Source organism: Dokdonia sp. Asnod1-B02 (assembly GCF_045063955.1).
GTDB lineage: Bacteria > Bacteroidota > Bacteroidia > Flavobacteriales > Flavobacteriaceae > Dokdonia.
In genome coordinates, this window is the sequence record NZ_JBEFNW010000002.1 from 1350918 (window position 1) to 1365256 (window position 14339).

12 protein-coding genes are annotated in these 14339 nt (G+C 36.0%); 8 read left to right on the plus strand and 4 right to left on the minus strand.

What is annotated here, in order from left to right:
* Nucleotides 1-175 precede the first annotated feature (175 nt).
* The 4 genes from ACJJVU_RS06215 to ACJJVU_RS06230 form a co-directional block, all read right to left on the minus strand.
* Nucleotides 176-1276, minus strand: coding sequence for a pentapeptide repeat-containing protein (locus ACJJVU_RS06215; protein WP_405223422.1), 1101 nt, complete (start codon nucleotides 1274-1276; stop codon nucleotides 176-178).
* A 95-nt stretch (nucleotides 1277-1371) separates the two neighbouring features.
* Nucleotides 1372-2058, minus strand: a complete 687-nt coding sequence (locus tag ACJJVU_RS06220; RefSeq protein ID WP_108876699.1) for an ABC transporter ATP-binding protein — start codon at nucleotides 2056-2058, stop codon at nucleotides 1372-1374.
* Nucleotides 2059-2222: 164 nt separating this feature from the next.
* Entirely contained in the window at nucleotides 2223-3002 is a 780-nt protein-coding gene (locus ACJJVU_RS06225; RefSeq protein WP_405223426.1) for an O-methyltransferase, read from the minus strand.
* A gap of 61 nt (nucleotides 3003-3063) precedes the next feature.
* Nucleotides 3064-4983 (minus strand): ABC-F family ATP-binding cassette domain-containing protein, encoded by a 1920-nt coding sequence (locus ACJJVU_RS06230; protein ID WP_405223428.1) that lies wholly within the window; start codon nucleotides 4981-4983, stop codon nucleotides 3064-3066.
* 272 nt (nucleotides 4984-5255) lie between these two features.
* Between ACJJVU_RS06230 and ACJJVU_RS06235 the strand changes: the two genes are divergently transcribed.
* The 8 genes from ACJJVU_RS06235 (at nucleotide 5256) to ACJJVU_RS06270 (ending at nucleotide 14335) form a co-directional block, all read left to right on the plus strand.
* Nucleotides 5256-6041: a polysaccharide biosynthesis/export family protein gene (locus tag ACJJVU_RS06235; protein ID WP_013751534.1), complete on the plus strand. Its 786-nt coding sequence runs from the start codon at nucleotides 5256-5258 to the stop codon at nucleotides 6039-6041.
* A 3-nt stretch (nucleotides 6042-6044) separates the two neighbouring features.
* A complete protein-coding gene (locus tag ACJJVU_RS06240; RefSeq protein ID WP_405223432.1) occupies nucleotides 6045-8507 on the plus strand; it encodes a GumC family protein in 2463 nt (820 codons plus the stop codon).
* A 21-nt stretch (nucleotides 8508-8528) separates the two neighbouring features.
* Nucleotides 8529-9389, plus strand: a complete 861-nt coding sequence (locus tag ACJJVU_RS06245) for an ABC transporter permease (RefSeq protein ID WP_405223435.1) — start codon at nucleotides 8529-8531, stop codon at nucleotides 9387-9389.
* Nucleotides 9389-10216 carry a polysaccharide pyruvyl transferase family protein gene (locus tag ACJJVU_RS06250; RefSeq protein WP_405223438.1) on the plus strand — a complete coding sequence of 276 codons (828 nt, stop codon included), beginning with the start codon at nucleotides 9389-9391 and terminating at the stop codon, nucleotides 10214-10216. The genes ACJJVU_RS06245 and ACJJVU_RS06250 overlap by 1 nt, the downstream gene beginning before the upstream one ends.
* Entirely contained in the window at nucleotides 10213-11502 is a 1290-nt protein-coding gene (locus ACJJVU_RS06255) for an ABC transporter ATP-binding protein (RefSeq protein WP_405223441.1), read from the plus strand. Before ACJJVU_RS06250 ends, ACJJVU_RS06255 begins: the two co-directional genes overlap by 4 nt.
* Before the next feature lie 90 nt (nucleotides 11503-11592).
* The gene (locus ACJJVU_RS06260; RefSeq protein ID WP_405223444.1) at nucleotides 11593-12384 is read left to right on the plus strand and encodes an FkbM family methyltransferase; all 792 of its coding nucleotides are present in this window, start codon (nucleotides 11593-11595) and stop codon (nucleotides 12382-12384) included.
* Between the two features lie 7 nt (nucleotides 12385-12391).
* Nucleotides 12392-13243: a glycosyltransferase family 2 protein gene (locus ACJJVU_RS06265; protein WP_405223447.1), complete on the plus strand. Its 852-nt coding sequence runs from the start codon at nucleotides 12392-12394 to the stop codon at nucleotides 13241-13243.
* A gap of 147 nt (nucleotides 13244-13390) precedes the next feature.
* Nucleotides 13391-14335, plus strand: coding sequence for a glycosyltransferase family 2 protein (locus ACJJVU_RS06270; protein ID WP_405223450.1), 945 nt, complete (start codon nucleotides 13391-13393; stop codon nucleotides 14333-14335).
* Nucleotides 14336-14339: the final 4 nt, after the last annotated feature.

Sequence of the window (14339 nt, forward strand, 5' to 3'; positions counted from 1 at the left end):
TTCTCCTCCCTCGTTGATTTGTAGTATTACGTTTGCTATTTGCAAATACGAGAAGAAATAGAACTGAAACCCCAATAATGCTTACAATTATCTGTGTGGTAGGGGAGAGGTTATTAAAGAAATCCATATTCATGTAGTTTCAGAGTGGTAGTGTTTATGTAGACACTACACACGCTTATTTTTGTTTTAAAGATACGACAAAGTACTGTTTATTGTCCTCATCACTTTCGGGTCCTTGAACTTGATAGGTTGCAATAAGCTCATCTGCACCTGAAACATTTGCGTCTTTTAATTCTTGTAGCCAGTCTTTACTATCTACGTGAACATTTTTAAGAGAGGCGCCTCTCATATCACTGTTAGCTAATTGTGTTTTTTCTAAGAAAGCACCGTCCAGTACTGCTTTAATAAGTGTAGCATCATTAAGTTGTGCTCCTTTAAGGTCTGCATTTGTAAGAATGGCGTTGTTTAATTGTGATCCCGTAAAATCACTGTTTTTGAGATTTGCTCCTGTGAGATTTGCATTCCATAAATCTGCATAAGATAGATCTGCATCGGGCATATCAATATTGGAAAGTTGCGCTCCAAAGAGATTTGCTCTTTTTAAATACACGTTACTAAAGGACGCAGCAAAAACATTTTGAATACTCTTTTTGTTCATCCCACTATTAATAATAGCTAGTAGAAATTGTCCTTTTTCAGGACTCAGCGGTTTTGTGAGAATTTCATCTTCTAGAAAGCGATAAGGTCTAAAGCCATAGAGCAATGCTTGAGTACGAGCAATAAGAGGCTTAGATATGGATGTTGAGATTTGTAATTCATCATGCACTTGATCGAGCACATTATCCATTAAAAAAACAAGATTATTCCTTCTGCTAGCCTCTTCTAGATACACCTGTTGCTGTATTCTATCATTCTGAATATCTAATTTTTTGTTCTGCTGGAATAAAATACCTGTTTGTATTAAGATTAAGAATACAGGTATTACAGCAAATAGTAAGGTAAATAAACCTATGCGAGTGATACGTTTTACAAGACTGGCAGAGAGTTGGGCAAATGAAGATTTTGATACATTAGGTAGCTCATGATAGACTTGGTCAAAACTTTCTTTTAAGTCAGCGCCAGCCCAGAGGTGAATACCTTTGAGTGTGGTTGTAAAAACTACTTTTTTATTTGATGAAGATTGCTCTTTAAGCTGCGTTTTTAAAAAATCATTTTCTTGACTTAATAACTCATTTTTACTGAGTGCTTGTTTAAGCTCGTCATCCATTAAACTCATAGTTGCAATTTTTCACCAAAATACTATCAAATTCGTAAAGAAGCCCCTATGTTGAGAATAAATATGATTAATAATTCACTCACGAAATAAGCAAATTATTTATTTCTAGTGTCACTCTCAATGACTCCATCACGTAATCTAATCACACGATGTGCATGCTCTGCAATATCTTCCTCGTGTGTTACAAGAATTACGGTATTACCTGCGGCATGTATAGCATCAAATAGTGCCATAATTTCCACTCCAGTTTTTGAGTCCAGGTTTCCTGTAGGCTCATCTGCAAGGATGATGGATGGTTTATTTACTAAGGCTCGACCTACTGCAACACGCTGTCGTTGACCTCCAGAGAGTTGGTTAGGTTTGTGATCCATACGATCTGCAAGACCTACGTCTGTAAGTACTTCCTCTGCACGAGCATTACGCGCAGACTTTGACATTCCAGCATATACCATTGGTAATGCTACGTTGTCAAGAGCGGTGGTTCTAGGAAGTAAATTAAAGGTTTGAAATACAAAGCCAATCTCGGTGTTACGTACTTCGGCTAACTCGTCATCTGTCATCTGGCTCACGTCACGTCCATTAAGAACATATGATCCAGCGGTAGGTGTATCAAGACAGCCTAAAAGATTCATAAGCGTAGACTTACCAGAACCAGAAGGTCCCATAAAAGCTACATACTCGCCCTTATCAATATCAAGGTCTATACCCTTGAGTACGTGAACAATCTCTGTCCCTAATGGGAAGTCACGAATGATATTTCTGATTTTAATAAGGTTGCCCATAGAATGTTTGGTTTGCTATTAGAAGAGGTAAGCGTCTAAATGTTACACAATTTATGTAAAAATTTATCTAGGAAGTAACAACTGTAACGTTTTAAGAAAAGAGACGATAGCTGTTTGAACGCTGTGCGTGTAAAAACAGGTCAAGATTATTTCGTTGTGTATAATTATAATCTAATATAAAAATCTTCTTTAGCTTGCTGTGGTCTAAAGAATGCCATTCCAAAATGAAAAGCATCTATGGTCGCAGATATCTCTGTCATTTTTTTAATGGTATTCCAAGCTTCTGTCATTTCTGGTGACCAGTGAATGTCATCAAACATCCAGACAGTATCGTCTGTTGTTGTGCTTAGGAGTGATGACACATAATCTAGCGTGGCTTGCTTGGAGTGGTTTCCATCAAAATAAATAAATTCAAACTTTTTGTGATTGTGTTTTACAATCTCATCATTAAAATCTCCTACACAAAGCGTTACGTTAGTCACATTTGCTGCATCTAGCTCCTTCCTTGCTATGGCAGCAGTATTGGGGCAACCTTCTATAGTAGTGACATGCGCCGTATTCTGAATCGCTAGTGCTGCAGTAGCAACACCAAGCGAAGTGCCTAGTTCTAACACTTCTTTAGGCTGAAAGTATGCCATAAGGCGTTGCAGTAATAGTACTCTTTTATGTGTAGCACCGGCGTACCTAGCAATATCTTTTACTTCTCGTTGAGCAGATTTAAATACTCTAGAGCCTGCGCCATAGTCCATCACCTCTATACTAGTCTCATTATCTAGTAATGCTTTTTTATAGGTATTGATTTTTTGTGAAATAGCAGGATCCGACTTTCCTCTCAATACTTCCTTCTCTAGTTTAAAAATAAACGGAGAGTGTATCCCATGAAGATGGAAGGTCTTAGGAAGCCATTTTAAGTAGGCTAGTATGGAGTGTTTGTACTGGTTCACTTTATAAAATGTGAGCTATTGTATGGTCTTGGTTATAATAAAGATTGTCGTTTGTAATTGCTTATCCTTCCATTTTAGACGATAATTCAAACCATCGTTCCTCTTTTGAGGCAATTGCATCTATGATTTTTTGCAATTTCAGACTTTCTTCGGTGATTTGATCTTGAGTAAGATCAGGATTTAAAAAGAGTTTTTGTTTGTCTTCTTTCTCGCGTTCTAGTTTTGCGATCTCACGCTCTAATTTTGCGTGCTCTTTCTGCTCGTTAAAGCTTATCGTTCCTGTATGCTGTTCCTCTTTCCAAGACTTAGTTTCGGTAGCGGTTTCTCCTATGGAGGCATTAAATTTTTGTTTATTCTCTATTTGAGATTGTTCTTTTTCTGCTTTCGCGAAAGCGTTACTTATCCCACCCTCGTAAGCTCTAAAATCTGAGTAATTACCAGGGAAATCTTCTACCACGGCATCTCCTTTAAAAACAAAAAGGTGATCTACAATCTTATCCATAAAGTAACGGTCGTGAGAAACTACGACAAGACACCCAGGAAAATCAAGTAAAAATTGCTCAAGTACGTTGAGCGTTACAACGTCTAGATCATTTGTAGGCTCATCGAGAATCAAGAAGTTAGGATTCTGGATAAAAATAGTACATAAGTAAAGACGCTTGCGCTCTCCACCACTTAATCGCTCTACAAAATCATACTGTTTCTTGCGGTCAAATAAGAAACGCTCTAGTAACTGCCCAGCAGAAATGGTTCTTCCCTTTTTAAGAGGAATGTGATCTCCGTATTCCTTAATAACATCAATTACTTTTTGACCCTCTTTGATGTTAATTCCCTTCTGCGTGTAGTAACCAAATTTTACAGTCTCTCCTACAATAACTTTTCCAGAATCTGGAGCTAGCTCGCCAGTAATCATATTAAGGAAGGTAGTTTTACCAGTTCCGTTTTTACCTATGATCCCTACGCGCTCCCCAGTTTTAAATACATACTCAAATTGATCAAGTAATTTAAGATCTCCAAAAGATTTGCTGATTTTATGAAACTCGAGAATCTTACTTCCCATGCGCTCCATATTAATCTCTAGTTGTACAGTGTGGTCATTGCGACGCTCATGGGCGCGAGATTTAATCTCTGCAAAGTCGTCTATGCGAGACTTCGATTTTGTGGTACGAGCCTTAGGCTGGCGACGCATCCACTCTAATTCTTTTTTATAAAGCTGCTTTGCTTTTCCAGTCTCTGTCTCCCATGCTGCTACACGAGCATCTTTATTCTCTAGGTAATAGGCATAATTTCCTTTGTAGCTGTAAAGCACGCCACCCTCAAGTTCTACAATCTCATTACATACATTTTCTAGAAAGTAACGGTCGTGCGTCACCATGAATAAGGTGATATTCTCTGAGCGGAAATATTCTTCTAGCCACTCTATCATTTCAAGGTCAAGGTGGTTAGTAGGCTCATCAAGTATGGCTAGATCTGGCTTGGTAAGCATCATTTGAGCTAGTGCAAGACGCTTTTTTTGCCCACCACTAAGGAGCTCAACTTTACGATCCATGTCGTCAAGTTTTAACTTGAAAAGGATCTGTTTGTATTGTGTCTCAAAATCCCATGCTTGTGCAGCTTCCATGGCATCAAATGCTTTTTGGTACGCATCTGCATCCTCCATATTGAGAAGTGCCTTCTCGTAATTTGCAATGGTTTTAAGTATAGGGTTATCGTGAGCAAATATGGTTTCTTCTACTGTAAGATTAGGATCCAGATCTGGTTCCTGAGGTAGAAACGAAATTACAATTCCCTTCCTGCTCACCACTTGGCCACTATCTGGAGCTTCTAGTCCGGCGATAATGTTGAGGAGAGAGGTTTTACCTGTTCCATTTTTGGCAACAAAGCCTATTTTTTGATCTTTATTAATACCGAACGCGATGTCTTTAAAAAGATGGTGTTCGCCAAAAGATTTTGATACGTTTTCTACAGAGAGGTAATTCATCAGGAAATAGTGTAGATGCAATACGTTGCACCATTTACGATTAGTTGGTCACATGAGTGATCAACCAGTTTTTTAGTATTATGGGTATGCGTTTACGCTTTCGCGAAAGCAAAAATAACGCTTACAAATAGAAATAACTTGATTTTAAGTCGTTGCGTAGCATTGTTTTTAATTAATTTCTGATAATTTTAAGCTAATAACTAAGCATCCATCTGTGAACGTTTTATTTTTATCGATGAAACGCTATATTTGTGATGCCTAACTTTACATAAATGAGATACCCAATCATACTGCTTTTACTCGTAATTATCGCGAGTACAGCTTCTTGTGTGCCCCTTAAAGACATTACCTATTTGCGCGAGACAGAGCGCGCTACAGACAGTATTGTATCTCTACAGCAACAGCAACCACCATACCGAGTACAAATAGGCGATATATTGAGTATCCGCTTGAAGGCATTGGATCAACAATTGGTTGACTTTTTTAATCCTTCCAGCAATGGAGGCGTATCTCTTGATGAAGGTTTTTATTATGATGGCTTTGCCATAGATACTCATGGAAACATCCGCGTTCCAGAGTTAGGTGAAATTAATGTCTTAGGCAGAACAACCGACGAAATAAGAGAAATTATAGAAAAAAGACTTCTAGCAGATTATATAAAAGATGAAGCCGATTTATTTGTTACGGTAAAACTACCAGGAATACGATATACTCTGGTAGGAGAGATAGGAGCCTCTGGAACTCAAAACGTGCTTGCAGAGAAAGTATCCATACTTGAGGCGATAGCAAATGCTGGAGGTGTGCCACTTACGGGTGACCTTACAGATGTACTTATTATAAGACAATATCCAGGAGGGCAACGTGTACACCATGTGGATCTTACAACTATAGATGTTATGCAATCACCTTACTACTACATACAACCTAATGATATTATAACAGTAAATCCGTTACCTCAAAAGGCTATAGGTATAGGTACTACCGGGCTACAAGCATTTACTACCATATTAGGATTAGTAACAACGCTAGCCTCTGTAATATTACTAGCAACCCGATAAGTGATGGAAGAAGAATTTGACGTACAAAGCTCCGGAGGTTTTTTTGATTTTAAGGGATTCCTGTTTAGGCTCTTAAGCTTTTGGTGGTTATTTGTAATATCATTACTTATTGCTTTCTCTATAGCGCATTATATTAACGTGCGTAAAGTGCCTATTTATAGAGAGACAAGTATGATCTCTATAAAAGATGATCAAAATCAAATGTTTGGGGGGAACACAAGTTTGGTTTTTAACTGGGGTGGTACTACAGATAAAGTGCAAACTAGTATTATCATGCTTAAATCTAGAACACATGCAGAGCGCGTTGTTCAATACTTACAGTACTACATTAATTACCAAAAACAAGGCAAATATGCCATTGAGGATGTGTATGGATACACTCCTTTTCAATTAAAACTTAATGACTCGTTTCCGCAGTTATATGGAAAGAGAATGACTGTAGTAGATCAAGGAGATGGTAGCATGAGGCTTACTATACCCTTTAGTGGAGGGAATGCTTCATTATTTAATTATAACACGCTTAAACCATCAACTATACCTGCACCATCTACAGATTTTGATCAGGTTTTTAAGTTAGGTGACACCATTGATACACCATTTTTGAAAGGGCAATTGCTAGCCACAGATGTTTATCCTACCGCAGGTCAGGAGTACTTTGTGAGTATGGGTAATTTTAATGCAACTGCAGGAAGATATCGTGGGATGGGAGTTACCCAAACTCCGCGAGGAAGTTCTACTTTAGAGTTGAGCCTTGTAGGGACTAATAAAAAACGACTTATAGATTACCTTAATGCGAGTATTGAAGTGCGTACAGAAGAGCAATTGCGCCAAAAGAATCTATTTGCCACAAAAACTATAAAGTATATCGATAGTAGTCTTAAGTCAAGTAATGTTGATTTAGATAAGGCATTGAATGATCTTAATTCGTTCCAAAATAAAAATAGTGCTATTACACTATCCGGAGGAGCGGAGCAAATAAGTGAAGAACTACAGACTATAGATAACGAAAAAGATGACTTAGCAAGACAACTTGTTTATTACAAGCAGTTAGAAGAATATCTAAGAACACGTACAGATTATACAAACGTGCCTGCACCTTCTGTTTCTCTTATTAATGAAGGAAGTATTACAGCTGGGGTGTCAAGTATTATCCAGCTTGCATTACAGCGTAGTAATCTTGCATATACTGCAAAGGAAGGCAATCCAGCATTTAGAGATCTTGATAGACGTATCGATGCAGAGAAAGCAGTCCTGTTTGAAAATATAAGATCCAGTAAATCTCAGATTAATTCGCAAATTTCAAACTTAAATAGAGAAATAGGTCAAGCCGAAAGGAAGCTTAGGCAGTTTCCAAAAGAAGAACAAGAACTTGCAGAAATACAACGTCGTTTTACCATAAGTCAAGAAGCGTATAATTTATACACTACAAAACGCAGTGAGGCAGAGATAATAAAAGCCTCAAACGTTTCAGACATCTTATTTATAGACAAAGCAAAAGATGTGGGTAGAGGGCCTATAGGCCCAAATACACAGCTTAATAAGGTAATGGCAGCCACCTTTGGAATTGTGGTTCCCTTAGCCTTGGTGTTGATTATCTTCTTTTTAGATACAAAAATAGGTACTCCTGAAGATGTTAAGAAGCGCTCTTCCATCCCTGTACTTGGAGTGATAGGTAAAAGTAAGCGTACCTCTGGACTCGTAGTACGTGATCATCCTCGATCTGCAATGGCAGAAGCTTTTAGGGGATTGCGTTCTGGCCTGCAGTTTATGTACAAGAAGAAAGGAGTTACGGGTGCAAAGACGGTATTAGTAACATCAAGTGTGAGTGGTGAGGGTAAAACATTTACCTCTATTAATCTTGCTTCCGTTTTCGCTTTAAGCGAAAAGAAAACAGTGCTCGTGGGACTTGATTTACGTAAGCCTAAAATATTTGATGATTTCGAACTTGAGAATGATAAAGGTGTTGTTAACTATTTGATAGGAGACGCAACGCTAGACGAAGTAAAACAGCCTTCAGGTATCGATCATCTAGATGTTATCCTTTCTGGACCTATCCCACCTAATCCTTCGGAACTTATTATAAGTGACGCGATGCATGAATTTATTAATAAGCTTAAGGAAGAGTATGATTATATTGTTTTTGATACACCTCCATTAGGCCTTGTCTCTGATGCATTTGAGCTAATGCCGTATGTTGATGCTTCACTATATATGGTGCGTCAAGGGTATACTAAGAAAGACATGCTCGGTCTGGTTACAGATAAGTATGAAAAAGGAGAAATAAAACATGTAAGCTTTGTACTTAATTATTTCCAACAGAAGCGGAAGTACGGTTATGGCTACGGTTATGGCGCAGGCTACGGTTATGGATACGGCTATGGAACCTATAATAATGGGTACCATGAGGAGGAAAGAAGAGGTGGTTTGTTAGGTAAGTTAGGAAGGTTAATAAGAGGTCGTAAGTAGAGAGAGTTTATGGTTGAAAAAATGAAAGAGGACGAAGACTGGCTTTACGAGATTAAACCTAAAGGTAAGTTGATAGACCTGAATCTTAAGGAAATATGGCGTTATAAGGATTTGCTAGTGCTCTTTGTAAAACGTGATATTGTAACTGTTTATAAACAGACTGTTCTTGGTCCTTTATGGTATCTCATACAACCATTATTTACTAGTGTGGTTTTTACGCTTGTTTTCAACACATTTGCAAACATTGACACAGGTGTTGTTCCTCCATTTTTATTTAATCTTGCTGGAGTTACCTTGTGGAATTATTTCAAAGAATGTCTTAGTACAAGTAGCAGTACTTTTACAGCAAACGCAGGATTATTTGGTAAGGTTTATTTTCCTAGATTTATTGTCCCTGCTTCTAAGGTTATTTCTGGGCTTTTTAAATACATCATACAGTTATTTATATTTTTTATTTTCTATTTGTATTTCATCTTTTTTAAAGATGCTTCTATTGCTCCCTCTGTTTATATATGGTTGTTGCCTATTTGTGTTCTTAATATGGCACTGTTAGGCTTAGGAGTGGGAATGATTTTGAGTTCTCTCACCACAAAATATAGGGACCTCACCATATTGGTTTCTTTTGGAATCAATTTGTTGATGTATTTGAGTGCAGTAATGTATCCGATAGCAGAAGCCAAAAAGAAGAGCTCTGAGTACGCATGGCTCATTGAAGCAAACCCACTCGCACAAACTATTGAGTTGTATAGGAATCTTTTGTTAGGTAGTGAATACTTAAATTTTAATGGACTTATTATAAGTAGTGTTGTCGCAATAGTGTCTCTTTTAATGGGATTAATTGTTTTTAATAAAACAGAAAAAACCTTTATAGATACTGTCTAATGAGAAATTCGATACGACTATATTGGTGGAGTGAGATACATATCCAAAAGAAGAAAAAAGAGAACTATGGAGATCTCTTAGGAAAATACCTTGTAAAAAAGATTTCAAGAAAATCTGTGAAATGGGTACGCGCAAATAAATTTCATCTTAAAAATTTATGGGAACCTTTATATGTAACCATTGGGAGTGTTTTAGAGCATATAGGTCCTCGTTGTACTGTTTGGGGTAGTGGTATAAACCATAGAGATTCTGTGATTTCGAATGCCACTTTTCTAGCAGTGAGAGGCCCGCTTTCGCGAAAGCGATTACTTAGTATGGGCTATGCATGTCCAGAAGTGTATGGTGATCCAGCGCTATTATTGCCACTTTTCTTTGAGAATACATTTGCTAAAAAAACAAAAATTGGGGTGATACCTCACATTAATGATTATGTAGCTGTAGCACAAATGTTTGCTAATATTCCAGAGGTGAAGATTATAGATTTTAGAACTAATGACATAGAGTCTACAACTAAAGAAATTCTCTCTTGTGAGCGTATTATAGCATCATCGTTACACGGTGTAATTGTAGCTCACGCTTATCAAATACCTGCCGTTCAAGTAATTTTTTCAGATAAAATTTTTGGTGATGGTGTAAAATACCATGATTATTTTATATCTGTATGTTTAGATCCCTACATAGCATTGACAGTACATACACCAGAAGATGTAAATCATTGGGTTTCCTTCGTTGAAAATCATAAAAATGCTCTTCCAGATCCTAAAGTTGTAAAAAGTTTACAAAAGACACTTCTTGAGGTATGTCCTTTTAAAGCATTAAATCAATGAACGATATAATATTAAAGGCACAAAATATATCAAAACAATATCGCTTAGGTGTTGTAGGGACTGGAACTTTGGGCCATGACATTAATCGGTTTTGGGCAAAGTTAAGGGGGAAAGATGATCCGTACTTACAGATAGGAGCTGTAAATGATCGAAGTGCTAGTGCTAGTTCTGATTATGTGTGGGCATTAAAGGATATTAATTTTGAAGTTAAGAGAGGAGAAATTCTCGGCATTATTGGAAAAAATGGCGCAGGGAAATCAACATTATTAAAGTTATTATCAAGAGTAACAAGCCCAACTACTGGCAGTATAAAGACTAAAGGTAGAATTGCGAGCTTACTAGAAGTAGGTACTGGGATGCACCCAGAATTAACGGGACGAGAAAATATCTTTTTAAACGGGGCTATTTTGGGAATGACCAAAATTGAAATTACTGCTAAGATTGATGAGATTGTGGACTTTTCAGGCTGTCAGATGTACATTGATACTCCTGTAAAGCGTTATTCAAGTGGTATGCGTGTGCGATTAGGGTTTGCGGTAGCGGCATTCTTAGAGCCAGATATTCTTGTTGTAGATGAGGTGCTTGCAGTAGGAGATGCTGAGTTTCAGAAAAAGGCTATAGGTAAGATGCAGGATATATCACAAACTGGAGGGAGAACGGTACTTATAGTGAGCCATAATATGGGTAGTATACAGCAATTGTGTGATCGTTGTATCGTACTTAAAAATGGCGAAATTAGTTTTGATGGTGCTACCAAGGATGGTATCGAAATATACTTAACCGAAAATGCAGAAGATAATACGAACAATTCTATAGGTGATTTTATTATAAATCAGGATGATGATGAATTCAGGTTAGATTCATTCAATATTTATCAAGACGAATCACCTGAAGGCGTGTTTTATACAAACTTACCTTTAATGGTCGAGATTAAATTTGAGTTGTTTAAAAGTTTAATAGGTTGTAGAGTAGGGTATGACTTTATCGATTTGAAGACTAACAGTTTACTATTTAGGAGTTATCATGATGATGCGAATACTGAGATAAAAGAGCTAGAAAAAGGAGAGTTTATATGTAGGAGTGTAATCTCCTCAAACTTACTTAAGGATGGCTCTTATTTTATCCAGTTGGCCATTGGTGTTCACAATAAAAGGTGGATCATATATAATGACGGTTTAGGAAAAAATATTGAGGTTAAAAATTTAGAAGGAATAAATGCAGTTTACATGGAGGATCGTCCAGGTTTAATAATGCCCTCATTGAACTGGGAGACGATTAAAAAATAATTTATATAACAAATAATGTTTGATAATATACTCTATAGGCTAGCTATTAAGACTGCCAAAGTCTTGAAAAACTATATTTATAAAATTGATTTGAAGAGACACACAATTACTCTTGGACAAAAGGACAAAGAATGGAGTGACTTGTTTAATGGGCAGAATTCTTTTGTCTATAAATTAAATAATTCTGTAAAAATAAACCTCTATAGAGACAGTGTTTTATCACAGCCTATATACAGAGGGTTTGAAGTAGAAGAGGTATCTTACTTAGAATCTGTTTTGAAAGAAGGTGATATTTTTATTGATATTGGGGCAAACGTTGGGTTGTTTTCTCTTTTTGCTTCACCAAAAGTTGGAGATACTGGGAGGGTAATTAGTTTTGAACCTACACCAATCACTTACAATAGACTAATCGAGAACATTTCTCTAAATGATTTTAAGAATATAGAAGCTAGACAACTAGCACTTTCTGATAAAGCAGGTGATATGGATTTCTTTATATCTAATAATGGTCATGATGCTTGGAATTCTCTTGCATCTAGTAGCGATAATAAATTACAAGAATCCATTAAAGTTCCTGTAAGTACACTAGATAAAGAACTAGAAAGAATAGATAAGAGCAACATACGTTTAATTAAAATTGATGTTGAGGGTTGGGAGAAATTTACATTGCTAGGAGGATTAACCTTTTTGGAGAATTTCTCGCCAATTTTGATGGTTGAATTTACAGAGCAAAACACCTTCAATGCGGGTTACATGGTTCAAGATGTGTACAAGATGATTGAAGAATTGGGATATAAGTGGTTTACACTAGAGAATGGAGGATTAGTTCAAGATGTTATGAGGTTAAGATATCCGTATGTAAACTTGATTGCCAAAAAATAGAAGAAGTATGATTTTGAGTATTGTCACTGTTAATATGAATGACGTGCTAGGGTTAGAAAAGACTATCACTAGTGTTTACAAGCAGTCATTCAAAGATTTTGAACACATCGTAATCGATGGGGATAGTAATGACGGTAGCAAAGAACTTATTATAAATACAAGAGAAAACTATAGTTATTGGATTAGTGAGCCAGATCAAGGGATTTATGACGCTATGAATAAAGGAATAGAAGCTGCTACTGGCGATTATATTTTTTTTTTAAATTCTGGTGATTGGTTAAAGGATCAAGATGTTTTAAAAAGAGTTTCTAGTCATCTAAGCGAATCTGATATTGTTTATGGTAATTATATTCAATATTATAATGAAACAAATCAAAGGGAGTATAAAGGGATAGCTGGAAGGACTATTGATTTAAACTTGCTTTTTGATGGAAATAGTTTGCCACATCCCGCAACTTTTCATAGAAGAGCGTTGTTTGATAGATACGGACTTTATGACGTAAATCTAAAAATAGTTTCAGATTGGAAGTTTTTTTTGAAGGCAATTATTCAAGGCGGTGCCACCGTAAACTATATTGATATTGCGATTTCATATTTTGATATGAATGGGGTGAGTAATTGTAATGAAGAACTTAAGTTTAAAGAACATAAGGAAGTATTACGATCACTTTTTTCAAATAGTGGATATGACATTATTAAAAGAAGTCAAATTGACACTAAATTATTAAACAGTAATAGATTTTTGATGCTTAGGGAATTGGAGAAATCAAAGCCAGCGCAAAAGATTTTATCCCTAGTATTATCAGGACTTCTTTTTTTGTTTTTAGGGAAGAAGTTGAGCGATTTAAATAGATATTAACAGTTTCTTAATGATTCTATTTTAAAGCCAGTTCTGTAGATATCTAGATTCTGTTATGAAATTACAGCTATGACTTATATCATTTAATAGTAGTTATTTGGAGTTGAAAAAATAAGAAAACTCTTATTCATAAGAAGAAATTAATTTATGGTATTTTCTGTATCCGTTATTATACCCGTTTACAATGCTGAAAAGTTTATCGAAAAGTCAATTGCTAGCGCACTTTTTTTTGATGAAGTTAGTGAGGTTGTGGTTGTAGATGATGGAAGTAATGACGATAGTGGATTAATTATTCGAAATTTTCAAAATAATGATGATAGAGTAAAGTTATATCATCATAAAGGAAATCTTAACAAAGGGCGCTCTGCTAGTCGTAATCTAGGTATGTTGAAGGCAAAAGCACCGTACATTGCATTTTTAGACGCAGACGATTTCTATTTAGAAAATAGATTTGTAAGAGATAAAATATTATTGCAAAATGAAGATTTAGATGGTACCTATAATGCTGTGGGGTTTGAATTTTACCGTAATACTCTAGGAGAGGAGCAACATCATTTTAAAACGGCAACTTTATCAAAAGATGTAGTGCCGGAAGAACTATTTGAAAATATTGTTTCTAGTAAAATAGGATATCTGCACTTAAATGGATTGACTATAAAGCGCTCTATTTTAGATGATTTAGGTCTTTTTAATGAGGAGCTAGTAGTCGCAGAAGACTCTGATTTTATCTTTAAAATAGCTTTAAAGAAAAGACTAGGAGCAGCTTCTATTTATGATGTTGTCGCGAAAAGAGGCATACACACTACAAATATTTTTAATGACGGTGATATTTATGATGAATATAACCTCAAGCTATATGAATCATTAATAAACTGGAGTTTAAGCAATAGTATCTCAAAAAAAAATAAAGATTTGTTATGGTCTACTTTATGGCTCGTAAAATTTAGAAAAAAGGAGAGTCTATTGTCTTATATTGCTTATTGGGGGAAATTAATGATGAGATGGCCAAGTTTTGCGCTATCTAGTCTTTCCATTAAATATTTTCCAATTATAAGATTAAGAAAACACTTGTTTCCAAGGTTTTTTAATTGAATTA